The organism is Mycobacterium toneyamaense, assembly GCF_055384815.1.
In genome coordinates, this window is record NZ_AP040333.1 from 1877079 (window position 1) to 1897678 (window position 20600).

Below are 20600 nucleotides of genomic sequence, written 5' to 3' on the forward strand. Positions count from 1 at the left end.
GGCGCGTGGCCGGCCGGATTCCTGATCGCGATATCGCGGCCATTCGTGAACGCACCCGCATCGAGGACATCGTCGGCGAGCACGTGCAGTTGCGGCGCGCGGGCGCCGACTCGCTCAAAGGCCTGTGCCCGTTCCACGACGAGAAGTCGCCGTCGTTCCATGTGCGGCCCAACCACGGGCTGTTCCACTGCTTCGGCTGCGCCGAGGGCGGCGACGTCTACGCGTTCGTGCAGAAGATCGAGCACGTCACCTTCGTAGAAGCCGTGGAGCTGCTGGCCGACCGGCTGAACTACACCATCAGTTACGAGGGGTCGTCGACCACCAACGTGCAGCGCGACAAGGGCAGCCGCAGCCGCCTGCTCGCCGCCAACGCCGCCGCGCAGGAGTTCTACGCCGAGGCGTTGCAGTCGGCAGAAGCCGCCGCCGCCCGCCAGTACCTGATCGACCGGAACTTCGATGCCGACGCCGCCAAGCGTTTCGGCTGCGGATTCGCCCCGTCGGGCTGGGACACCCTGACAAAACACCTGCTGCGCAAGGGATTCACCTTCAAGGAGCTGGAGGCCGCCGGGTTGTCCCGGGAGGGTCGCCGCGGCCCCATGGACCGCTTCCACCGCCGGCTGCTGTGGCCCATCCGGGGCGCGACGGGTGAGGTGATCGGGTTCGGCGCCCGCCGCCTGTTCGACGACGACCACATGGAAGCCAAGTACGTCAACACGCCGGAAACGGTGCTGTACAAGAAGTCCCACGTGTTGTTCGGCCTCGACCTGGCCAAGCGTGACATCGCCAAGGGCCATCAGGCCGTCGTCGTCGAGGGCTACACCGACGTCATGGCCATGCACCTTGCCGGGGTGACCACCGCGGTCGCATCGTGCGGCACGGCCTTCGGCGACGAGCACCTGTCGATGCTGCGGCGCCTGATGATGGACGACAACTTCTTTCGCGGCGAGCTGATCTACGTGTTCGACGGTGACGCCGCCGGACGCGCCGCCGCCGTGAAAGCCTTTGAGGGCGAACAGAATCTGACTGGCCAGTCGTTCGTGGCGGTCGCCTCCGACGGCATGGATCCGTGCGATCTGCGGCTCAAGTCCGGTGACGGTGCGCTGCGGGATCTAGTGGCGCGCCGAACCCCGTTGTTCGAGTTCGTGATTCGCACCGCGCTCGAAGAGCACGACCTGGACAGCGCGGAGGGCCGCGTGGCGGCGCTGCGCCGGTGTGTGCCGCTGACGGCCCGGATCAAGGACCCCACCCTGCGTGACGAGTACGCCCGCCAGCTCGCCGGCTGGGTCGGTTGGGACGACGTGGCACAGGTGATCGCGCGGGTGCGCGAGACCGCCAAGTCGGGCCCGGTGGCGTCGAAGCGGGACGCGCGGCGTCCGGCGGCGCCGGCGGCCCCGGCCGCGGCAGTGGGGCGCCCGAACCCGAAGGACCCGACGCTGTGGCCGCAGCGCGAGGCACTCAAGTCGGCTCTGCAGTACCCGGCGATGGCCGGCCCGGTGTTCGACGGGCTGCCGGTCGACAGCTTCACCCATCCCGGGTACGCCGCCGTCCGGCAGGCGATCACCGCGGCAGGCGGGACATCGTCGGGCCTGGGCGGTGCGGAATGGATCGAGGCGGTCCGGGCGGCCGAGCCGTCGGCCGCGAACCTGATCAACGAACTGTCGGTCGAGGCCTTCCAGGCCGAAGAGGACAAGCTGCCGCGGTACATCGCGAGCGTGCTGGCCCGCTTGCAGGAGGTCTGGGTCGGCCGCGAGATCGCCGAGCTGAAGTCGAAACTGCAGCGCATGTCGCCCGTCGAGCAGAGCGACGAGTACCACGCCCTGTTCGGCGACCTCGTCGCCATGGAGCAGTACCGGCGCAGCCTGCTGCAGCAGGCCAGCGGCGACGATCTCAGCTGAGGGCTTTCGTCTGCTGTAACGCGGGGACGCAGTCTGCGCGATATGGTGGGGCAGAACCGACCCCAGGGGAGAGGCCAATCATGACCTTCGGAGCAACCCGGCTCTTCGCCGCAGCAGCGCTCGTGGCCACCGCAGTGGCCGCCCCCGTCGTCGTTGCGCTCAGCAGCGCCCCGTCATCGCAGACGACGGCCGACGGTGGCTGCCTCGCCTGGTTCGGTAACAAGGAAGACGGCTACTGCATGGGCCGTTCCAACGGCCAGCCCGTGAACGTGGGCACGCCGTGGGGCGTCTGGGGACCGCAGGGCGGCATCAGCAGCGGCCCGCTGCTGCCGGGCCAGAGCTGGAACCAGCCGCTCGGCTGACGCCGCCCGCACCGATAACCGCCCGATTGTCGGTCGGGTCAGTCGTGAACCGACTCCGGATGCAGCACAGCGGTCTGTGAGTCGATAGCCGTCAACCGCACCATGTTCGGGTCCGGTGACACCTTGTCGGCCAGCTTGCGCCGCCCGGCATCCAGCATCGCCTTGGTCATCGGGCTCTCGGTGATGGCGCGGTATGTGCCGGCGATCTGCTCGTAACGGCGACGGCCTGCTTTGGCTCCCAGAACATAGCCAACGGCCATGACGGCGACGGCTCGGATCACTGGACCCCTCCCTGATGACGGTGCGTGGCTCCATCCTGCCTCACGATCGCCGATGCGTCTGGCCCGACCGGCAGCTACCAGCCGATTCAAAGATCCGCGCAGTCATGCGCTAGAGTCATGCCTCGGTTCAGGGACACGCGCCCAGGGCCTGAGCACAATCCCCTGTAGCTCAATTGGCAGAGCTCCCGACTGTTAATCGGGCGGTTATTGGTTCGAGTCCAATCGGGGGAGCAACGGTGACCAGCACGGAAGTGCTGGTCATTTTGCATTTCAGGGTCACGTGACCACCGAAATCTGGCCGCGTGGGCACAATTTGGGCACAACCGAATCGATCTTCTGTGCGACGGCAGCCAGATCGTCGTCAAACAGATCGGCGTAGGTATCCAGCGTCATCGCCGCCGACTTGTGTCCGAGCATCCGCTGCACCGCCTTCACGTTCGCGCCCACGCTGATGGCCAGCGAGGCCGCAGTGTGCCGCAGATCGTGCGGCGTGAGGTCCGGGAAGACCGGCGTGGTCGGCAGCACGGTGGCCGGCGTCCTGTCCGGGTGCGCGGCCAGCTCGGCCGCCCGGGCCGCCTCGGCTGCCTTCAGCTCGGCCGCGCGGGCCGCTGTCGCCGCTTTCTGACACCTGCTGACCGCACCGGACCACCACGAGTCATGCGTTGACGGTGGCTTGAGCCAGCCGCCCTTCTCCGACGGCCAGATCGGCGCGTCCAGCGCTGTGCCCCGGCAGGTGGCCGCCAGCTCGTCCACGACCTTCTGGGGGAGCACTACCGTTCGGTGCTCGGAGCCCTTCAGCGTTCGGGATCCAGCGCGCGTGGCGTTGCGGTGAATCAACGCGGTCACCGGCATCGGCCGCCCCGCGCTGTCGCGGCGGCCGGCAGCCAGGAAATCGATGTCACCGGGCGTCAGGCCCAGGGCCTCACCGATCCGCAGACCCACCGTGCCCAGCAACAGCACCAGCGACCGGTACCGGCCCGCCTCATCAGCCAACGCGCCCAGCTGCTCGGCCGTCAGGTAAGTGTTCGGCTTCTTGACCAACGCCGGCAGGTCCACCCCGGCCGCGGGATTGTTCGCGATCCGACGGTCTTTCACCGCGCCATTGAGGATGCCCGACAACACCCCGTGCGCGTTGCGGACCGTCTTCGCGCCGTCCTTGCCGCCGTCCTGGAACTGCTGATACAGCTCCGTGAGCCACGACTGCACCGCAGTGTGCCGAATATTGCTCAAACGCGTTGAACCCCAACGAGGTTCAACATGATTGCGCCACGTTGACTCGTACACGTTGTAGGTACTCGCCGCCCGGGCCTTCTTGCTGGCCAGCCACACCGGCCCCAACGCACCAACGGTGATCTTGCCGGCCGACGGGTCGACATACTCACCGCGATTCGACGCCACAGTGATCTCAGCCAGGTAATTACTCGCGTCGAGCTTGCGCACAAACCCACGCTTTTTCTTCTGCGCACCCGTATCAGGATCACGCCACCGAACCACGTAACGCGTTGCCCCGCTGGACAATTGGTACGGCTCAATCGACCCGATCATTCCGCATCCTCGGCGTCCTCGGCCACGATCAGCCCGAGCTCGCGCATGCCGTCGATGATCTTCCGGCGCTGCTCGCGTAGGAGCCGAAGCTGTGCCATCCACTGCTCAAATGGGACCTTCGACAATCGCGCCTCGGCATGCAGCATCGGCGCAGCCACGTCGTACTCATGGCGCTCCCGGACCAGGTCAAGTGCGTTTCTGGGTTCGTCGATCGGGATCAGCGAGCTAGATAGAACAGCCAGCTCATGAGCAGCCTGGTCGTAGTCGAGCGGAACTTCTCCAGTAGTCCACAGCGCCGCGTGCGCAGCGGTAGTCGCCACCCCCGGCAGCACCTCCACCGTGCCATCCGCGAACCGATCCTCATAAAGCAAAGCGACGGGCGAAATCTCAAGTGCCGCAGCGAAAACAAGCAACTCGGCGACGGAGATCGACTTGCGGTTGCCGTTTTCGAACTGGCTTATCGTCGCTCTGCCTATCGGGTGGCCGAGTTCGGCGGTCCGGTCGGCCAGCCATTGAGCCGAGCGCTTGCCCCTGGATTTGACGAGCTGTCTACCAACTCGGTTGGTCAGCTCCTGCTCCCAGTCTTGCTTCATGGTTGAGCAATCTACCGATATTTCTGCGCGTGTTGCTTGATTGCCGGACACCCGTTCTGATATTGCTATCTCAGGTTGCAGATATGAACACATAACGTGACCTATTGCTACAAAATCGAACAAGAGAGGTTTGCTATGGAGCAAGTGAAGCCAGAGCTGGTCTCGCCAGCAGATGTGGCCAAGGCTTTGAGCACGTCGACGCAGGCCCTGGCCATGATGCGGTACCAGGGAACCGGCCCGAAGTTCATCAAGCTCACCACTGGAGCGCGTGGGGCTGTGCGTTACCGCTGGTCAGACGTTCAGGCCTGGCTGGACCAGAACACCCGCCAGTGCACCAGGCCAGGTGTCGCCTGATGCACACCCTCAACGCCGAAACGGCACCCGCTTATCCCGAGGTTGCCGCCTCGGGCGAGTGCCGTTCGAACCCCACCAACCATGAAAGAAGAGAGGTTGACTCGATGATGTCACACGCAACCGACACGGGGCGGCAGCTCAACTATGTCGCCAACCTGGTGAGCAATGCGCGGTGCGAGCTGAAGAACGCGCTCGACGTGCTGCCGGACGATGCGCCACTGTTCGCGGCTGTCGACATCGTTGCAGCGCTGGACACCCTGAGCCGCGTGCGCGATCAGCTCGCCAAGGCAGCTGCCGAGCAGGTGACCCGATGAGCGATCTGAATACGCAAGTGGAAACCTGGCGCGACCTGGCAGGCCAGCTCACGCCCGAACAGATCGCCTACATGGAGCGCTCCGAGCATTTCCCGATTCCGTCTGCGGACGGGACTTTCGACGCGGAACGTCAGCGTGGGTTGCTGTTGTTCGGCGCTCGGGAGTTCGCCGAGCAGAACATCGCCGCTGAACGCTTCCGTCATGTGCAGCTTCCGGCCGGTTCCGAGCAGGTCGACGCCTGGTGGCCGGGCGATAGCGACGACGACAGTTGGGCACGCGCATGGTGGGGGACATCGCGCGCCGTCAAGATCGCTGCGGGCAAGCGCCCCGTCGAGGTCCAGTTGACGGGCACTCAATGGTCAGACGGCCGCGTCGAAACTGGTGCCACGGTGTACGCCAGCGACGACCGCATGACCGCTGACGAAGCGCGAAGACTCGCCGCCGCCCTGGTTGAAGTGGCGGCCGAGCTCGACGCGCTGGACACCCGCACGGAGGTGCCGCAGTGACCAGTGTCGACAAATTCAGCCCGTCCACAGTTGCGTTGTCGGGCCTGCTGGCTAAGTGGCGGACGTATCAGCGCGGCAAATCGCTGTCGGAGAGAACGATCACCGAGCGTGTTGGTGCTGTTCAACGGTGCGCTCAATGGAACGAGATTTCACCGGAACATCTTGATGCTGAGCAGATTTCGGCGTGGCTGGCACACGACGACAGCTGGTCGCCGCGTACGCGCTGGTCCTATCACCAGTGCCTGTGGTCGTGGTTCACCTGGCTCGAACTGAAAGAGCACATCAGTGCGAACCCGATGGCCCGTGAGCAGGTGGGCCGGCCTAAGCGGTTGCGATCAGTGCCGAGGCCGATCACCACCGAGCAGGCCCGCCGGCTGTGGTCCTCCAACATCCGCAACCGTCGCACTCGCGCCATGATCGCGCTCGCACTGTTCCAAGGCTTGCGCGCTCACGAGATCGCCAAAGTGAAGGGCGAGGACCTGGACCTGATCGCCCGCACGATCGTGGTTACTGGGAAGGGCGGCTACACGCACACGCTGCCGCTGCATCATCTGGTGGTCGAAACGGCGTATCAGATGCCTAGGCAAGGGTTTTGGTTTCCGGGCACAGTGAAGGGCCACCAGCGGCGCGAATCGGTCGGGAGCACCATCGCTGACGCGATGCGCCGCGCGGACATCAACGGCACGGCGCACCAGCTGCGCCATTGGTTCGGTACGTCGCTGGTGCGGGCCGGGGTCGATCTGCGCACCGTTCAGACGCTCATGCGTCACCAGGAGCTGTCCTCGACCGCGATCTACACCGAGGTGGCCGACGAGACGAAAGCTGCGGCGATCGACCGACTGGACCCGTTCGCGCTCGGAACACTCTCTAGCCCGGACGGGCGGTAGGGAACGGCGATGGGTGCGACGCGGCCGGAGTTCATTCGAGTAGTGCCCGGGGAGGTGGAGCTGTACGGCGGTAACGCTGCTTTGGTGCTGGCTCATATCCGGTTCCGGTGTGAGTCGGATGGCCCCGGCCGCGTTGTGCTCGGCGGCGTGAGGCACTGGCGGGTGTCCCGCAAGGACCTGGGTGAGGAGATCGGGTTGATCGCGGAGTCATGCCGTCGCGCCATCGAGAGGTTGACCAAGGCTGGCGTGATTACAGCAAAGTCTGTAGCGCCGCTAAACGACAAGGCAATGGCATATGCCTTGACCTGCGATAAGGCATCAGTGCCGTTCCGTGACCAGCCAGAAGGCGCCAGTGCCGCACCGAACGGCACCAGTGCCGCACCGAACGGCACCAGTGCCGCACCGAACGGCACCAGTGCCGTTGCCACTACTTATAGAGAAGTTGGAGAAGGGGGAGAAGGCGTAGGGCCTGTTGGGGATGGAACGGACGGCGCCGTCGTGGCTGAGTCAGCTAACGAGCAAAAGCAACCCCAGCGGTATTGCGATCTGCATATGCCTGACGGCACCGACGCGCCTTGCGGCGCGTGCGGTCGCAGGCGTGAGGCTTTCGAAGCCAGGACGTGATCCGGGCCGGAATTCGGTTCTTCGTCGGCGGCCGCCGGGGGCGTCAGCAGGTCGCCCCAATGCTTCAGAGCGATTCGCATCGCGTCGGGTCGAGACCCTCCCGCCAGCCGCAGCGAATGGCCACCGGACAGTTCGACCAGGGCCTCGGCCAGGACGTACGGCGACATGTCGGAATCGTGGGCGACGCCGATCAACTCGACGGCCGCATCCTGCCACCGCCGTCGCTGCAGTCCGACGAGAACGCCGACGGCAAGGGCCAGTACGCGACGTTGCGCCTTGCTGCCCGCGGCCGGCCAGGTGCCGCCGCCGTAGAGACCGGCGACGCCTCCAGGCAAATCACCGTCATACTCCGGTGGCCCACTACCGACCGTGATCGACATGGCCATTGTTTACCCGCGCGACAGTGCGGCGAAACGCACAGCTATCCGGAGCGGTGCAGGCGCACCGCCCCGGATGACTCGCTGACGCTACTTCTTCGTGGTGTTCTTCGGCGCGGTGTTCTTCGGGCCGGAGTTAGTCGGCGCCGACTTCGCCTTCGGGCCCTGTTTCGGTGCTGTTGCCTTCGAGGACGCCGCCGGTGCTGCGGTATCGGCGGTTGCCGTCGAGGTGGCCGCTGACGCTGTGGGCGCCAACGCCTTTGGCGCGGCAGGGGCCGTTGGCACGGCCGGCGCCGAGATGGGTGCGGCCGGCGTCGCCGGAGCTGCCGGTGTGGCCGGAGTGGCCCGTGTTGCCGGGGTGGCCCGGGTCGCCGGCGTGGCTGCGGTGGCCGGGACTGCCGGCGTGGCTGCGGTGGCCGGGGTGGCCGGAGCGGCAGGCGTCGCGGGAACGGCAGTGACGGGCGCGGTGGCCGCGGCTATCGGGCCGGCGATCACGGGCACCGCCGCCGGGTCGGTCGCTGCCGAGGTCGTGCTCGTCGTCTTCAGCGCTGCCGCAGGCTCACTGGAGGCAGTGCGCATCGTCGAAACCGACGGGTCGGCGACGGGATCGGCGGTGGCGCTCAGTGTCGAAACCGATGGATCGGCAAGGGATTTGGTGGCGCTGAGTGTCGTGATGGCCATCATCGGGCTCGAGACCGTCGCCGGGTCCGACGCGCCGATCGGCGTCTGCGGATGCGTCGCCGTCCATTGGGCGATGACGTTCGCTGCGGGCTTGGGCGTCCAATCCGTCTGGAAGACACCGAGAGTGTCCTGGTCGCTCGTGCTGGCGGTGTTCCGGTCGCGGGTGGTGTAGATGAACATCGGCCCGGTGTAGTCGAAGCTGCTCCACGAGTTCAGGAAGTTGGAGATGAACGCCGCCTGGGTGTTGTTGTCGACGACCGAGGTCGGCTCTCCGTACTCGGTTGCCCAGATATGCTTGCTGCCGTCGCCGGCCGCGACCATTTCCTGATGGATCGTCGCGAGCTGGTTGATCGGGGCCACCTGCCCGTACGGCGTGCCGTTCCCGAACGGCACCTGGTACTGGTACGGGTGGAACGAGAGCGCGTCGAAATACCCTTGGGCTCCGTTGTCGTACATGCCCTGGACGTATGAGGCCGCGTTGATGGCCAGGCCAGGGGTATCGGTGACCCAACCGACCACGCCGCCGATCACCGTCGCGTTGGGGTCAGCGGCCTTGATCGCCGGATATGCCGCCTGCAGCAGCCGGGTGTACGCCGCGGGATCGGGTGTCGGGTACCAGGAGGGTGCCGCGTTGGGCTCGTTCCACACTTCGTAGGCCGACACCTTGCCCGCGTAGCGCTCCGCCACTGCGCTGACGAATTGCGCGTACTGAGTGTTGTCGGCCGGCGGCGCGGCCACGGCCGGATAGCCGGGCTGCACTGCCCACGCCGGCGTCGCGTTGAGCACGCCGAGGATGCCCATGTTGCGTTCGGCGGCAGCGTTCACCAGGGTGTCGACGGTGCTCCAGTTCCAATAGCCCGGTGCGGGCTCGATGTTGTTCCACGGGAGCAGGATCCGCACGTTCTGCACGCCGAGGGACTGCATCTCGTCGAGTGTCTTGTTGATGTCGGCAGTCGACATCCCGATGATGTCCGAATCGGCGAAACCCACCGTCGTGTTCGATTCGGTGATCGCCGCGGACAGCAAATAGGGCACCGGTCCAGGACCGGTGCCCACGCTCGCAAAAATCAGACCTGCAACCCCAACGGGCAATGCCGCCGAGATTGCCACTCTCACACCGGTCTTGATCACCGGCCGTTGCTGTTGACCTCGCTTCTGTCTGTGCCACATCGAAATTCCCCTAATCACAATTGATTTCGCTCCCGGCTAACCCCGCCGGGGCGTCAAAGACAAGGTTTGGGTGCCCCGTGCAAACTGTGGGCAAACCAGGTTCCTGTCAAAAAGCTTGGTGCGCTTGGCCGTAGGCTGGCCGCATGCGGTCCTCCGGCTACCTCTCGGCGTTCGTCCTGCTCTCGGCATCTGCCCTGCTCACCGCGGGATGTGGGTGGAGTCCGAAAGGTCCCGACCCGATGCCGCAGGCTGACAAATGCACACCCTCCGACGGGCCGGCGCAGAACGTCGTGACCGCAGCCATCTACGCGCTGCCGGCGCCGCCGTCGGGCAAGTGGACCCAGATGGGCAGTGGCCACACCGCGAACTGCGCGTTGTACTGGGTGCAGGTGGGGCAGAACAATTCGACGCCGGACAGCCTGCAGCAGGTGGTGTTCTTCAACAAGAACACGATGATCGGCACGCCGACGCCCGACGCGCGGCCGTACATCACCGTGACCGCGAGCGCTCCGGACACCGCGACGGTGCAGTACCAATGGCAGCAGCCGAAGGATCAGCCGGGGATGCCGACCGGTATCGGCAGCGTGCGGTTCACCGTCGACGGTGGCGCGCTCAAGGCGCTGGACCCGATCCCCGGGCCGTGAGCGTCAGTGCGCGGCGAGCAGCCCGCGCATGATCTCGACGGCCGCGGCCAGGGTGTCCCGATCGGCGCTGTCGAGTTCCGCCAGGAACGGGTCGATGGCGTTGCCGCGGTCGGCGCGCACCTGCGCCAGCGTGGCGATGCCCTGCGGCGTGATGCTGATGAGGACGGCGCGGGCATCGTCGGGGTCGACGGTGCGGGACACCAGTCCGGCGTCCTCGAGGCGACGGACCTGGGTCGTCATCGTCGGTTGTGAACAGTGGTCGAGCGCGGCGAGATCGGAGATGCGCGCGCGGCCCTCGGCTTCGATGGTGGAGAGCAGGCGGGCCTGGGCGAAGGGCAGCGGGAGCCGGACGCGCTGATTGGCCAGGCGGTTGATGCGTGCGACGACGGCGAGCAGATCCGAGGCGAGGGTCGTTTCGGTCGCCGGTGCAACTGTCATGTTCAACATGGTTCCATAGATTCTCTATGTAGTCGAACCTGTCATCGAGAGTGGTGACGGTCACAACACCGTCGAGTTTACGCGTCTGCGCAGCTGGCAGAATTGTGCAATGACTGCTGCCGGCACCAGAGATAAGGCCGGTCCCCTCAATCCGGGCGAGTACGCCCAGGCCGCTGTGATGGCGGCACTGAGCGCGGCCACCGCCATCATCGCCGTCGTCGTCCCGTTCGCCGCGGGGCTCGGCATGCTGGGCACGGTCCCGATGGGACTGCTGGCCTACCGCTACCGGATTCGGGTGCTGGTCGCCGCGACCATCGCCGGCAGCACCATCGCGTTCCTCATCGCCGGCATGGGCGGTCTGATGACCGTGGTGTTCTGTGCCTACATCGGCGGACTGACCGGCATCGTCAAGCGCACGGGGCGCGGGATCGTCACGGTCCTGTGGGCGTCAGTGGTCGCGGGCGCCGCATTCGGCGCCTACGTCATCGGCATCCTGCTCGTGGTGGCGCGGCTGCGAGAGCTGATCTTCGCGTCGATGACCTCGAACATCCACGGCATCGCCAACGTCATCGCGGCGGTCCCGGGCGGGGAGCGCGCGGCCGAGGATCTGCGCACCGATTTCGCCGTGTTCCTGCACTACTGGCCGGTGCCGGTGATGATCTCCGTGATCATGCACATCATCGTCGTCACGCTGCTGGGCTGGTGGGCGCTGTCGCGGGTGCTGAAGCGGCTCTTCGGAATTCCCGATGTGCACAAGCTCGACACCGTCGAATCCACCGGCCTCGTCGCGCCGGTGCCGGCGCGCCTGCGCGATGTCCGATTCCGGTATCCGGGTACCGATCGCGATGCGCTCGGCCCGGTCAGCATGGACATCGACGCGGGTGAACATGTCGCCGTCACGGGCGCCAACGGATCGGGCAAGACCACCCTCATGCTGACGCTCGCCGGCCGTGCGCCGACTGCCGGCACCATCGACCGGCCGGGTGCGGTGGGGCTCGGCAAGGCCGGCGGCACCGCGGTCGTCATGCAGCATCCGGAGAGTCAGGTGCTCGGCACCCGCGTCGCCGACGATGTGGTGTGGGGTCTGCCGTCGGGGACGACGATCGACGTCGAAAAGCTGTTGGGCGAAGTCGGTTTGAGCGGCATGGCGGACCGGGACACCGGCGGGCTGTCCGGTGGTGAACTGCAGCGCCTCGCAGTCGCCGCCGCCCTGGCCCGCGAGCCGGCACTGCTGATCGCCGACGAAGTCACCAGCATGGTCGACCAGGAGGGCCGCGATGTGCTGCTCTCGGTGCTGTCCGACCTCACCCGTCACCACCGCACCTCGCTGGTGCACATCACGCACTACAACGACGAGGCCGACTCGGCTGACCGGGTCGTCCGGCTCGACGGCGCCAGTGACAACATCGAGATGGTCGCGACCGCACCGGTGCCGATCGTGTCCGCCGGCGTCGAACCCGACGGCCCGGCGGTGCTCGAGGTCCAGGGTGTGGGACACCAGTACGGCAGCGGGACGCCCTGGGAATCAACGGCATTGCGCGACATCAGCTTCACCGTCCACGAGGGCGAGGGTGTGCTGATCCACGGGCTCAACGGCTCCGGCAAGTCGACACTGGCCTGGATTCTGGCCGGCCTCACGGTGCCGACCACCGGCAGCTGTCTGCTCGACGGCAAGCCTGTTTCCGACCAGGTTGGCGCCGTGGCGATCTCGTTCCAGGCGGCGCGGCTGCAGTTGATGCGGTCCCGCGTCGGTGCCGAAATCGCCTCGGCTGCGGGCTTCTCGAAGCGCGACACCGTCCGGATCACCGAGGCGCTCGCGATGGTCGGGCTGGACCCCGAACTGGCCGACCGCCGCATCGATCAGCTCAGCGGCGGCCAGATGCGCCGGGTCGTGCTGGCGGGCTTGCTGTCTCGTCGTCCGCGGGCGCTGATCCTCGACGAGCCGCTGGCCGGCTTGGATGCGGCCAGCCAGCGCGGCCTGGTGACGTTGCTCGCTGAACTGCGCCGGACCACGGGGCTGACGGTAGTCGTCATCTCGCATGACTTCGCCGGGCTCGACGAGCTGTGCCCGCGCATCCTGCGGCTGCACCGCGGCGAACTCGTCGAGGCTCCGATCACTGCGGGAGGACGATCATGACGGCTCCCGCGACGCAGCGCCGTTCGATGGTGCTGTTGCGTCCCGTGCCGGGGACGTCGCCCATTCACGAACTGTGGGCCGGTACCAAGCTCATCGTGGTGGCGCTGATCGGCATTGTCCTGACGATGTACCCCGGCTGGGTGCCGATCGGCCTGGTCGCCCTGCTGGTGCTGTTCACGGCGTGGCTGGCCCACATCCCGCGCAGCGTGCTGCCGTCGGTACCGCGCTTGGTGTGGGTGCTGCTGTTGCTCGGTGGTGGAACGGCGGCCCTGGCCGGCGGCGAGCCGTTCCTCGACTTCGGGTCTGTGCATCTGGGAGTGGGTGGTCTGCTGAACTTCCTGCGGATCACCGTGCTGTCGATCGTGCTGCTGGGACTCGGCGGGCTGGTCTCGTGGACCACCAACGTCGCTGAAATCGCGCCCGCGGTGGCCACTTTGGGTCGGCCGCTGAAGTGGCTGCGCATCCCTGTCGACGAGTGGGCGGTCACGCTGGCCTTGGCGCTGCGCGCCTTCCCGATGTTGATCGACGAATACCGGGTGCTGTTCGCGGCCCGCCGGTTGCGGCCGAAGGTGCGGCCCGAGACGCGACGGGAGCGCAGCCGGCAGCGCCGCGCCGAGATCGTCGACCTGCTGGCGGCCGCCATCACGGTGGCGCTGCGCCGCGGCGATGAGATGGGCGACGCCATCACGGCGCGCGGTGGTGTGGGCCAGATCGTCGCCAGTCCGGCACGGCCGGGACGGGCCGATACGGTGGCGCTGCTGATGGTCGTCGCGATGTGCGCGTTGTCGCTGTGGGTCGAGGTGGCCACGCCGCTGGCCACCCACCGGCTTTAGCGATCAGAGGCGGCATTGGCTGCGCGCTGGGCATCGGCCAGGGTTGATGCGACCGGCGCGCGGCCCAGGAACATCTCGTCGAAAAATGGCCTGATGGCGAGGAACCCGGCCGGGAAGCCCGCGCCGCCGGGGGCCGGGAGACGGGGGCCGTCCAGCACCGAGAAGAACGGCTGCACGTCGACACCGCGCCGTTTCCAGTAGTCGAAGTAGACCGGCTGGGCAGCCAGTACGGCCGGCACTGCCGCCCCTTTGGTGCCCAGGAACGCATTTCCGTCGGCGCTGCCCATCCACTGCAGTACCGCGCGCACCGCATCGGGATGGCGGGTGGCCGAATTGGCCGCGGCGGCAATCCCGTTGGTGACGCTGACGCGGCCGTCCGGTCCGCTGGGCAGCATGGCCACACCCCACCGGAAGCGCGCCTGATCGGCGATGGCGGCCAGGTTGTAGGTGCCCGACTGGAACAGCGCCATGCGGCCCTGCAGGAACTGGTTGCGGGAGAAGTCGCCGTTGCCGTTGGTGTCGGCGGCAGAAGGGGAGACGTGGTCGGTGTTGATCAGCCGCACCAGGTACTCGAAAGCCTCCCGGGCTCCCGGATTGTCGAACGCGAACCGGTCACCGTCGCTGAATATCCCACCGGCCGAACCGATGTAGTTGAGATAGATACCCTGCAGATCGTTGGCGGCGTTGTAGCCCCACTGCCGTACCTGCTCGGGGTCGAATCCCGGTGTCCCGGCCTGGTTTCCGTGCCGATCCAGCGTCAGCCGGGCCAACAGCGGACGCAGCGTGTCATCGGCGCCGGGAGACCAGCGCACCGCATCCAGGTCGGCGGGCTCGACGCCGGCGGCCGCCAGCAGGTCGGCGTTGTAGTACACCGCGATGCCGCCGTCGGTCAGTTGCGGTACCGCCCACAGTGTCCCGTCGCGGGTGAACTGCTGATTCACCGACGGCTCCCACGCATCGGCGGCGCCGCGGCCCAACAACTTTCCGATGTCGAGCAGCCGGCCGGTGTCCGCGTAGCCGGCCAGGTAGGCGTTGGACAGCCAGAAGATGTCGTCGGCGCCGCCGCCGGCGACATCGGTGCGCAGCGAATCGAAGTACGACGCATAGGCGACGACGTCGACCCGGACCTCGATGCCCGGGTGCCGGCGGGCGAACTCCGCGAATGACGACCGGTACGCGGCTGCGACCTGCGCGTCCCACAGCCGCACCGTGACAACGGTTTTCCCGGTGTCCTGCGTCCGGCCCATCAGCACGGCGGCCACCAGCAGCACCGCCATGGTGGCGGCCAGCGCGATGACGAACCGGGTCGAGAACTTCATTTCAAGCCGGTGACGACGATCGAGCGGACGATGTGCCGGCCCAGCACGCTGAACAGCAGGATCAGCGGCACGATCGCGACGGTCGTCGCGGCGAGTACGACGGTCCACTGGGTGTCGAACTGGGATTGCAGCCCTGCGGTCGCGACGGTCAGCACCCGCCAGGACGAGCCGCTGGTGATCACCAGCGGCCACATGAAGCTGTTCCATTGCGAGACAACGGTGATCAGTCCGAGCGTGACGAGAATCGACCGGCTGGCTGGCAGCACCACGTGCACGATGACGTCCAGCGTGCCGGCACCGTCGATGCGGGCGGCGCGGATCAGGTCGGCCGGGATGGACCGGAAGTACTCGCGCAGCAGGAAGATCGCGTAGGGCGAGCCGAACATGAACGGCAGCACCAACGCCCAGAAGGTGTTACGCAGCCCGGCCTCGGCCATCATGAGATACAGCGGCACGACCGTCACCGTCGCGGGCACCATCAGCGTCGCCAGGTACAGCCAGAACAGGGTGTCGCGTCCCGGAAATTCGAGCCGGGCGAAGGCGTACGCGGCGGTCACCGAAAACGCCAGCTGGCCCAACAGGATCACCGCGGTCATCAACGCGGTGACCAGCGCGGCCCGGCCGAAGCCGGCGTCGGACAGGGCGGTGTAGTTGGCCAGCGTCGGTGGATTCGGCAGGGACAGCGGCGATTCGGTGTTGAACTGGCGCGCCGAGGTGAACGACGTCAGCAGGCCCAGGCCGAACGGCACGAGGGTGATCGCAGCGGTGAGCACCAGCACCGTATAGATGAGTGCGTTACGTGAGGTCATAGGTGACCCGCCGGCGGAAGTAGAGGTGCTGCACCAGCGTGATGCCGAGCAGCAGGACGAACAGGATGAGGGCCATGACCGCGGCGCGGCCCACGGCCGCCGAGCCGAAGGCCTCGGCATAGATGCGGTGGGCGATCAGGTCGGTGCGGCCCTCGGGGCCGCCGCCTGTGAGCGCGTAGACGGTGTCGAAGACCTGCGCCGCGCTGACGACACCCGTCACCAGGACGAAGAAGAATGTCGGCCGCAGCATCGGCAGCGTGATGCGGCGGAACCGTTGCCAGGCGCTCGCCCCGTCGATGCGGGCCGCGTCGTGAACGTCGTTGGGGATGGCCAGGATTCCGGCGAGGAAGAACAGCGTCACATAGCCGACGTTGGTCCACACGGTCACCGCCGAAACCAGCGGCAGCGCCAGGGTGGGGTCGGTCAGCCATTCGATGCGGTGCCCGAGCACGGTGCTCACTGCGCCGTCGGTGGGGCTGAGAATCCAGCGCCACAGCACCGCGATCGCCAAGGGCGAGCAGATCCAGGGCAGGACATAGAGCGTGCGGAAGAATCCGGTGCCCGGCAGTCCGCGGGCCAGCTGCATCGCGGCCGCCAGACCCAGCACCGTCTGGACCGGCACCACCAGTGCGACGAAACCCAGCGTCACCGCCAGCGAGCGGTCGAATGTCGGGTCGGTCAGCACGGCGTGCCAGTTGTCGAGTCCGACGAACCGGATGGGTCCGAGCAGGTCCCACCGCTGCAGGCTCAGCCAGCCGACGACCAGCATGGGGAGCAGCAGGAACATCACCACGCCGAACAGGCTGGGGGCGAGCAGCGCATAGCCGGTCAGGGTGTCCCGAAACCTGCGGCGTGCCACCGGATCATTAAAGCGTGTGGTGCTACTACGGTGTAGCCGTGACTGCGCTGCGACGGGTTGACGCCGACTTCCTGGCCTTGCCGCGCCATTTGCTGGCCGAGGCCGCGGTGTCGGCCGCGCTGGCTGCCGGTGCGAGCTACGCCGACCTCCGGATTCACCGGATCACCACCGAACACATCCAGCTGCGTGACGGCGAGCTGGAATCCTCGGTGGTCAACCGGGAAATCGGGCTGGCGGTGCGGGTGATCGTGGACGGCACCTGGGGTTTCGCCTCGCACGCCGAGCTGAACCCCGAGGTCGCGGCCGAGACCGCCCGTCGCGCCGTGCAGGTCGCGGTGGCGCTGGCGCCGCTCAATGCCGAGCGCATCGAGCTGGCTTCCGAACCGGTCTACACCGATGTGTCATGGGTGTCGCCGTACCGGATCGACCCGTTCGAGGTCACCGCTGCCGACAAGATCGCGCTACTGGGCGAGTACTCGGGCCGGTTGCTCGCGGCCGACGGCGTGGACCACGTGTCGGCGGGACTGCAGGCCGTGAAGGAGCAGGTGTTCTACGCCGATGCGTTCGGTTCGTCGATCACGCAACAACGGGTCCGGGTGCAGCCGACGATCGAGGCCGTCGCGGTGGATGCCGCAGCCGGTGCGTTCGAAACGATGCGCACACTGGCGCCGCCGACCGCGCGTGGTTGGGAGGCCGTCGCCGGTGACGAGGTCTGGGACTGGACAACCGAATTGGCGGAGCTGCCGACGCTGTTGGCCGAGAAGATGAAGGCGCCCAGCGTGACGGCCGGTCCCACCGATCTGGTGATCGACCCGACCAACCTGTGGCTGACCATCCACGAATCCATCGGCCACGCCACCGAATACGACCGGGCCATCGGCTACGAAGCGGCGTACGCCGGTACGTCGTTCGCCACCCCGGACAAGCTGGGGACCATGCAGTACGGGTCACCGATCATGAACGTCACCGCCGACCGCACCGTCGAACACGGTTTGGCCACCATCGGATTCGACGACGAAGGCGTCCGCGCGCAGAGCTGGGACCTGGTGCGCGACGGTGTCTTCGTCGGCTATCAGCTGGACCGCGTGTTCGCGCCGAAGCTCGGGGTCAGCCGGTCCAACGGCTGCTCGTACGCGGATTCGCCGCATCATGTGCCGATCCAGCGGATGGCCAACGTCTCGCTGCAGCCGGGTACTGACGACCTCAGCACCGAGGATCTGATCAGCCGGGTCGAGAACGGTATCTACATCGTCGGCGACAAATCGTGGTCAATCGACATGCAGCGGTACAACTTCCAGTTCACCGGGCAGCGGTTCTTCAAGATCCGCGACGGCAAGCTGGACGGCCAGGTGCGCGACGTCGCCTACCAGGCGACCACCACCGACTTCTGGGGATCGATGGAAGCCGTTGGCGGAGAGTCGACCTGGCGACTCGGTGGCGCGTTCAACTGCGGCAAGGCCCAGCCCGGCCAGGTGGCCGCCGTCAGCCACGGCTGCCCGTCCGCGCTGTTCCGCGGAATCAATGTGCTCAACACGCGAACTGAATCGGGGCGTTGATGCTGAATAATTCTCCCGGTCGCTACGCTCGCCCTGCTGCACCGCAGGTTGTCGACCTGGTGTTGGACGAGGCTGCCCGCCGGGGTCGAGCCGACGAGACCATCGTCCTGGTGACCGACAGGTCCACCGCGTCACTGCGCTGGGCCCGCAACACCATGACCACCAACGGTGAGTCGGTGAGCCGCGAGACCACCGTCATTTCGATTGTCCGCCAAGGGGATAAGGCCCGGGTCGGCGTCGTGAAGTCCAGTGAGGTCGATCCGTCGACCATCGCGGGCCTGGTGGCGGCGTCGCAGGACGCCGCGGAGGCGGCGCCCGAGGCGCGTGACAGCGCGCCGCCGCTGGCCGGCGTGGAGACCTCCGACGACTGGGACGCACCGTCGCCGTTGACCGGTGCCTCGGTGTTCGGGAACGTGGCCACGCGTCTGGTCGACGGCTTCCACCGCAGCGACGCGCTGTACGGGTTCGCGCGGCACGAACTCGACACCACGTACCTGGCGACGTCCGGTGGCATCCGGCGGCGGTTCACCCAACCGACGGGCTCGGTGGAGATCAACGCCAAACGCGATGGTGCCAGCGCGTGGGCGGGCGTCAGTACCGCCGACTTCGTCGACGTGCCAGTCGATTCCATGCTCGACGATCTGTGCCTGCGTCTCGGCTGGGCCTCGCGGACCGTCGAGTTGCCCGCCGGTCGGTACGAGACGCTGATGCCGCCGTCGACCGTCGCGGACATGATGATCTACCTCGGCTGGAGCATGGACGGTCGTGGCGCGCAGGAAGGCCGAACCGCGCTGTCGGCGCCGGGCGGCACCCGGGTGGGGGAGAAGCTCACCGACCTCGGGCTGACGCTGTACTCGGATCCCTTTGCGCCCGGGCTGGATTGCCTGCCGTTCGTGGCGACGTCGAGTTCGTCGGAGCGGGTGTCGGTGTTCGACAACGGCTTGGACATCGGTCGCGTCGACTGGATTCGCGACGGTGTCGTGAACGCGTTGGCGTATCCGCGTTCTGCCGCAGCCGAATTCGACGCGCCCGTGGCCGTGCCGGCCGACAATCTGCTGATGACGGGCGGCACGGTGAGTCTGTCGGACATGATCGCCGGCACCGAACGCGGCCTGCTGCTGACCACGCTGTGGTACATGCGTGAGGTCGATCCGACGGTGCTGCTGCTGACCGGCCTGACGCGTGACGGCGTCTACCTCATCGAGGACGGGGAAGTGACGGCCGCGGTCAACAACTTCCGGTTCAACGAGAGTCCGCTGGACCTGCTGCGGCGCGCGACCGAGGCCGGCGTCAGCGAAACCACGCTGCCGCGCGAATGGGGCGACTGGGCCACCCGGGCCCAGATGCCGTCACTGCGGATTCCGGACTTCCACATGTCGTCGGTCAGTCAGGCGCAATAACTTTCAGCGCCCCGGCGACGTCGTCGTTGGTGGTGGCCCAGGAGCAGACGAAGCGCACGATCGGTCTCAGCGGGTCGGGAGCATGGATCGCGAACCGCTCCCGGACACGCGCTGTGGTCGCGGCGTCGAGGATGACGAACACCTCGTTGGCCTCGGTCGGCGCCGCCAGCTGCAGCCCTGCCTCCGCGAATCCGGCGCTCAATGTCGCCGCCATGCGGTTGGCGTGGGCTGCCGTCTGCAACCAGAGATCGTCGTGCAGCATGGCCTCGAACTGAGCCGAGATGAAGCGGTGCTTGCTGGCGAGGTGGCCGATCTGCTTCTGTACGAAGCGAATTCCCTCGAAATGTGCGGGCCGGCGGATCAGTACCGCGTCGCCGAACAGCATGCCGTTCTTGGTGCCGCCAACCGTGACGATGTCGGCGTCACCGATGGCTTCCTGTGGACTGATACCAAGGGCGGCAATGGCATTGGCGACCCGCGAGCCGTCCACGTGGACCAGCAGGTCGTGCTGGTGGGCGTAGTCGATGAACTCCGTCAGCGCGGCGGGCGACCAGACGCGGCCGTTCTCGGTCGACTGGGTGATGGTGACGATGCGCGGCTGCGAGTGGTGCACCTCGCCGCGGCGCGCAATGTGTCGATCGAGCTCCTTCGGTGAGATCAGGCCGTCATCGCTCGGTAGTGGTGTCAGTTGTGCCGCCGCGATTCGTACCGGCCCACCGGCTTCGTCGAGCAACGAGTGCGCGATATCGCTGCACAGAATTTCCTGCCAGGGCCGCACTGCCGAAGCCAGCGCGATGATGTTGGCCGCGGTGCCGGTCAGCGCGAACAGGACCTCGGCATCGGGGGCCCCGAAGGCCGCTCTGAGGGCCTGCGCTGCGCGTTCGGTGCCCGGGTCGGTGCCGTACGAGCTCACCGGGCCCTGGTTGGCGGCGACGATCGCCTCCAACACCCGTGGGTGAGCACCAGCAGCGTTGTCGGAGGCGAATGCGGCCGAGACGGTCGAACTCATGCGTCGA

General features: G+C 67.1%; 21 protein-coding genes and 1 tRNA gene. 12 read left to right on the forward strand and 10 right to left on the reverse strand.

Annotated elements, in window-relative coordinates; all coding sequences use genetic code 11:
• Positions 1-5: 5 nt before the first annotated feature.
• Both dnaG and ACZ5IQ_RS09065 read left to right on the forward strand, forming a co-directional pair.
• Positions 6-1895: a DNA primase gene (gene dnaG, locus ACZ5IQ_RS09060; RefSeq protein ID WP_212812230.1), complete on the forward strand. Its 1890-nt coding sequence runs from the start codon at positions 6-8 to the stop codon at positions 1893-1895.
• An 80-nt stretch (positions 1896-1975) separates the two neighbouring features.
• The gene (locus ACZ5IQ_RS09065; RefSeq protein ID WP_212812229.1) at positions 1976-2257 is read left to right on the forward strand and encodes a DUF7155 family protein; all 282 of its coding nucleotides are present in this window, start codon (positions 1976-1978) and stop codon (positions 2255-2257) included.
• 38 nt (positions 2258-2295) lie between these two features.
• On the opposite strand, the gene ACZ5IQ_RS09070 is transcribed toward ACZ5IQ_RS09065, so the two are convergent.
• Positions 2296-2538, reverse strand: coding sequence for a hypothetical protein (locus ACZ5IQ_RS09070; RefSeq protein WP_212812228.1), 243 nt, complete (start codon positions 2536-2538; stop codon positions 2296-2298).
• A 158-nt stretch (positions 2539-2696) separates the two neighbouring features.
• On the opposite strand from ACZ5IQ_RS09070, the gene ACZ5IQ_RS09075 reads away from it, so the two are divergent.
• A tRNA-Asn gene (locus ACZ5IQ_RS09075) sits at positions 2697-2769 on the forward strand.
• A 45-nt stretch (positions 2770-2814) separates the two neighbouring features.
• Here ACZ5IQ_RS09075 and ACZ5IQ_RS09080 read toward each other — a convergent pair.
• The gene (locus ACZ5IQ_RS09080) at positions 2815-3978 is read right to left on the reverse strand and encodes a tyrosine-type recombinase/integrase (RefSeq protein ID WP_464481145.1); all 1164 of its coding nucleotides are present in this window, start codon (positions 3976-3978) and stop codon (positions 2815-2817) included.
• Between the two features lie 101 nt (positions 3979-4079).
• Complete coding sequence (locus ACZ5IQ_RS09085; RefSeq protein WP_464481146.1) at positions 4080-4676, reverse strand: hypothetical protein; 597 nt, start codon at positions 4674-4676, stop codon at positions 4080-4082.
• A 135-nt stretch (positions 4677-4811) separates the two neighbouring features.
• On the opposite strand from ACZ5IQ_RS09085, the gene ACZ5IQ_RS09090 reads away from it, so the two are divergent.
• The 4 genes from ACZ5IQ_RS09090 to ACZ5IQ_RS09105 are packed head-to-tail and all read left to right on the forward strand — an operon-like array spanning position 4812 to position 6737.
• Positions 4812-5030, forward strand: coding sequence for a helix-turn-helix transcriptional regulator (locus tag ACZ5IQ_RS09090; RefSeq protein WP_464481147.1), 219 nt, complete (start codon positions 4812-4814; stop codon positions 5028-5030).
• Entirely contained in the window at positions 5030-5344 is a 315-nt protein-coding gene (locus tag ACZ5IQ_RS09095; protein WP_464481148.1) for a hypothetical protein, read from the forward strand. Before ACZ5IQ_RS09090 ends, ACZ5IQ_RS09095 begins: the two co-directional genes overlap by 1 nt.
• On the forward strand, positions 5341-5850 hold the full coding sequence (locus tag ACZ5IQ_RS09100) for a hypothetical protein (protein WP_464481149.1): 510 nt from the start codon (positions 5341-5343) through the stop codon (positions 5848-5850). Before ACZ5IQ_RS09095 ends, ACZ5IQ_RS09100 begins: the two co-directional genes overlap by 4 nt.
• Entirely contained in the window at positions 5847-6737 is an 891-nt protein-coding gene (locus ACZ5IQ_RS09105) for a tyrosine-type recombinase/integrase (RefSeq protein WP_464481150.1), read from the forward strand. Before ACZ5IQ_RS09100 ends, ACZ5IQ_RS09105 begins: the two co-directional genes overlap by 4 nt.
• Before the next feature lie 431 nt (positions 6738-7168).
• On the opposite strand, the gene ACZ5IQ_RS09110 is transcribed toward ACZ5IQ_RS09105, so the two are convergent.
• On the reverse strand, positions 7169-7741 hold the full coding sequence (locus tag ACZ5IQ_RS09110; RefSeq protein WP_464481151.1) for a hypothetical protein: 573 nt from the start codon (positions 7739-7741) through the stop codon (positions 7169-7171).
• A gap of 87 nt (positions 7742-7828) precedes the next feature.
• On the reverse strand, positions 7829-9475 hold the full coding sequence (locus ACZ5IQ_RS09115) for a cellulase family glycosylhydrolase (RefSeq protein WP_464481152.1): 1647 nt from the start codon (positions 9473-9475) through the stop codon (positions 7829-7831).
• A gap of 257 nt (positions 9476-9732) precedes the next feature.
• On the opposite strand from ACZ5IQ_RS09115, the gene ACZ5IQ_RS09120 reads away from it, so the two are divergent.
• Complete coding sequence (locus tag ACZ5IQ_RS09120) at positions 9733-10233, forward strand: LppP/LprE family lipoprotein (RefSeq protein WP_406804045.1); 501 nt, start codon at positions 9733-9735, stop codon at positions 10231-10233.
• Between the two features lie 3 nt (positions 10234-10236).
• On the opposite strand, the gene ACZ5IQ_RS09125 is transcribed toward ACZ5IQ_RS09120, so the two are convergent.
• Positions 10237-10680: a MarR family winged helix-turn-helix transcriptional regulator gene (locus tag ACZ5IQ_RS09125; protein ID WP_212812223.1), complete on the reverse strand. Its 444-nt coding sequence runs from the start codon at positions 10678-10680 to the stop codon at positions 10237-10239.
• Positions 10681-10780: 100 nt separating this feature from the next.
• On the opposite strand from ACZ5IQ_RS09125, the gene ACZ5IQ_RS09130 reads away from it, so the two are divergent.
• Together ACZ5IQ_RS09130 and ACZ5IQ_RS09135 are read left to right on the forward strand one after the other, a co-directional pair.
• Positions 10781-12808, forward strand: coding sequence for an ABC transporter ATP-binding protein (locus tag ACZ5IQ_RS09130; protein WP_318985292.1), 2028 nt, complete (start codon positions 10781-10783; stop codon positions 12806-12808).
• Positions 12805-13641: a CbiQ family ECF transporter T component gene (locus tag ACZ5IQ_RS09135; RefSeq protein ID WP_406775429.1), complete on the forward strand. Its 837-nt coding sequence runs from the start codon at positions 12805-12807 to the stop codon at positions 13639-13641. The genes ACZ5IQ_RS09130 and ACZ5IQ_RS09135 overlap by 4 nt, the downstream gene beginning before the upstream one ends.
• Here the strand turns inward: ACZ5IQ_RS09135 and ACZ5IQ_RS09140 are convergent.
• Genes ACZ5IQ_RS09140 through ACZ5IQ_RS09150 form a run of 3 tightly spaced genes read right to left on the reverse strand, consistent with a single transcriptional unit; the run spans position 13638 to position 16628 of the window.
• On the reverse strand, positions 13638-14960 hold the full coding sequence (locus tag ACZ5IQ_RS09140) for an ABC transporter substrate-binding protein (RefSeq protein WP_406775428.1): 1323 nt from the start codon (positions 14958-14960) through the stop codon (positions 13638-13640). The two genes, ACZ5IQ_RS09135 and ACZ5IQ_RS09140, sit on opposite strands and share 4 nt — an antisense overlap.
• Positions 14957-15769 carry a carbohydrate ABC transporter permease gene (locus ACZ5IQ_RS09145; RefSeq protein ID WP_406801289.1) on the reverse strand — a complete coding sequence of 271 codons (813 nt, stop codon included), beginning with the start codon at positions 15767-15769 and terminating at the stop codon, positions 14957-14959. The genes ACZ5IQ_RS09140 and ACZ5IQ_RS09145 overlap by 4 nt, the downstream gene beginning before the upstream one ends.
• Entirely contained in the window at positions 15756-16628 is an 873-nt protein-coding gene (locus ACZ5IQ_RS09150; protein ID WP_406801290.1) for a carbohydrate ABC transporter permease, read from the reverse strand. The genes ACZ5IQ_RS09145 and ACZ5IQ_RS09150 overlap by 14 nt, the downstream gene beginning before the upstream one ends.
• A gap of 38 nt (positions 16629-16666) precedes the next feature.
• Between ACZ5IQ_RS09150 and ACZ5IQ_RS09155 the strand changes: the two genes are divergently transcribed.
• Positions 16667-18184, forward strand: coding sequence for a TldD/PmbA family protein (locus ACZ5IQ_RS09155; RefSeq protein ID WP_212812217.1), 1518 nt, complete (start codon positions 16667-16669; stop codon positions 18182-18184).
• Positions 18184-19584: a metallopeptidase TldD-related protein gene (locus ACZ5IQ_RS09160; RefSeq protein ID WP_212812216.1), complete on the forward strand. Its 1401-nt coding sequence runs from the start codon at positions 18184-18186 to the stop codon at positions 19582-19584. The genes ACZ5IQ_RS09155 and ACZ5IQ_RS09160 overlap by 1 nt, the downstream gene beginning before the upstream one ends.
• On the opposite strand, the gene ACZ5IQ_RS09165 is transcribed toward ACZ5IQ_RS09160, so the two are convergent.
• Positions 19568-20593, reverse strand: coding sequence for a threonine aldolase family protein (locus ACZ5IQ_RS09165; protein WP_212812215.1), 1026 nt, complete (start codon positions 20591-20593; stop codon positions 19568-19570). The genes ACZ5IQ_RS09160 and ACZ5IQ_RS09165 overlap by 17 nt on opposite strands.
• Positions 20594-20600 lie beyond the last annotated feature (7 nt).

What these genes read in the sequence shown, in the direction of transcription:
- ACZ5IQ_RS09065 (WP_212812229.1), top strand. Translation starts at nt 1,976, where the DNA reads ATGACCTTCGGAGCAACCCGGCTCTTCGCCGCAGCAGCGCTCGTGGCC.
- ACZ5IQ_RS09085 (WP_464481146.1), bottom strand. Translation starts at nt 4,676, where the DNA reads ATGAAGCAAGACTGGGAGCAGGAGCTGACCAACCGAGTTGGTAGACAG.
- ACZ5IQ_RS09090 (WP_464481147.1), top strand. Translation starts at nt 4,812, where the DNA reads ATGGAGCAAGTGAAGCCAGAGCTGGTCTCGCCAGCAGATGTGGCCAAG.
- ACZ5IQ_RS09095 (WP_464481148.1), top strand. Translation starts at nt 5,030, where the DNA reads ATGCACACCCTCAACGCCGAAACGGCACCCGCTTATCCCGAGGTTGCC.
- ACZ5IQ_RS09100 (WP_464481149.1), top strand. Translation starts at nt 5,341, where the DNA reads ATGAGCGATCTGAATACGCAAGTGGAAACCTGGCGCGACCTGGCAGGC.
- ACZ5IQ_RS09110 (WP_464481151.1), bottom strand. Translation starts at nt 7,741, where the DNA reads ATGTCGATCACGGTCGGTAGTGGGCCACCGGAGTATGACGGTGATTTG.
- ACZ5IQ_RS09120 (WP_406804045.1), top strand. Translation starts at nt 9,733, where the DNA reads ATGCGGTCCTCCGGCTACCTCTCGGCGTTCGTCCTGCTCTCGGCATCT.
- ACZ5IQ_RS09125 (WP_212812223.1), bottom strand. Translation starts at nt 10,680, where the DNA reads ATGTTGAACATGACAGTTGCACCGGCGACCGAAACGACCCTCGCCTCG.
- ACZ5IQ_RS09130 (WP_318985292.1), top strand. Translation starts at nt 10,781, where the DNA reads ATGACTGCTGCCGGCACCAGAGATAAGGCCGGTCCCCTCAATCCGGGC.
- ACZ5IQ_RS09135 (WP_406775429.1), top strand. Translation starts at nt 12,805, where the DNA reads ATGACGGCTCCCGCGACGCAGCGCCGTTCGATGGTGCTGTTGCGTCCC.
- ACZ5IQ_RS09140 (WP_406775428.1), bottom strand. Translation starts at nt 14,960, where the DNA reads ATGAAGTTCTCGACCCGGTTCGTCATCGCGCTGGCCGCCACCATGGCG.
- ACZ5IQ_RS09145 (WP_406801289.1), bottom strand. Translation starts at nt 15,769, where the DNA reads ATGACCTCACGTAACGCACTCATCTATACGGTGCTGGTGCTCACCGCT.
- ACZ5IQ_RS09160 (WP_212812216.1), top strand. Translation starts at nt 18,184, where the DNA reads ATGCTGAATAATTCTCCCGGTCGCTACGCTCGCCCTGCTGCACCGCAG.
- ACZ5IQ_RS09165 (WP_212812215.1), bottom strand. Translation starts at nt 20,593, where the DNA reads ATGAGTTCGACCGTCTCGGCCGCATTCGCCTCCGACAACGCTGCTGGT.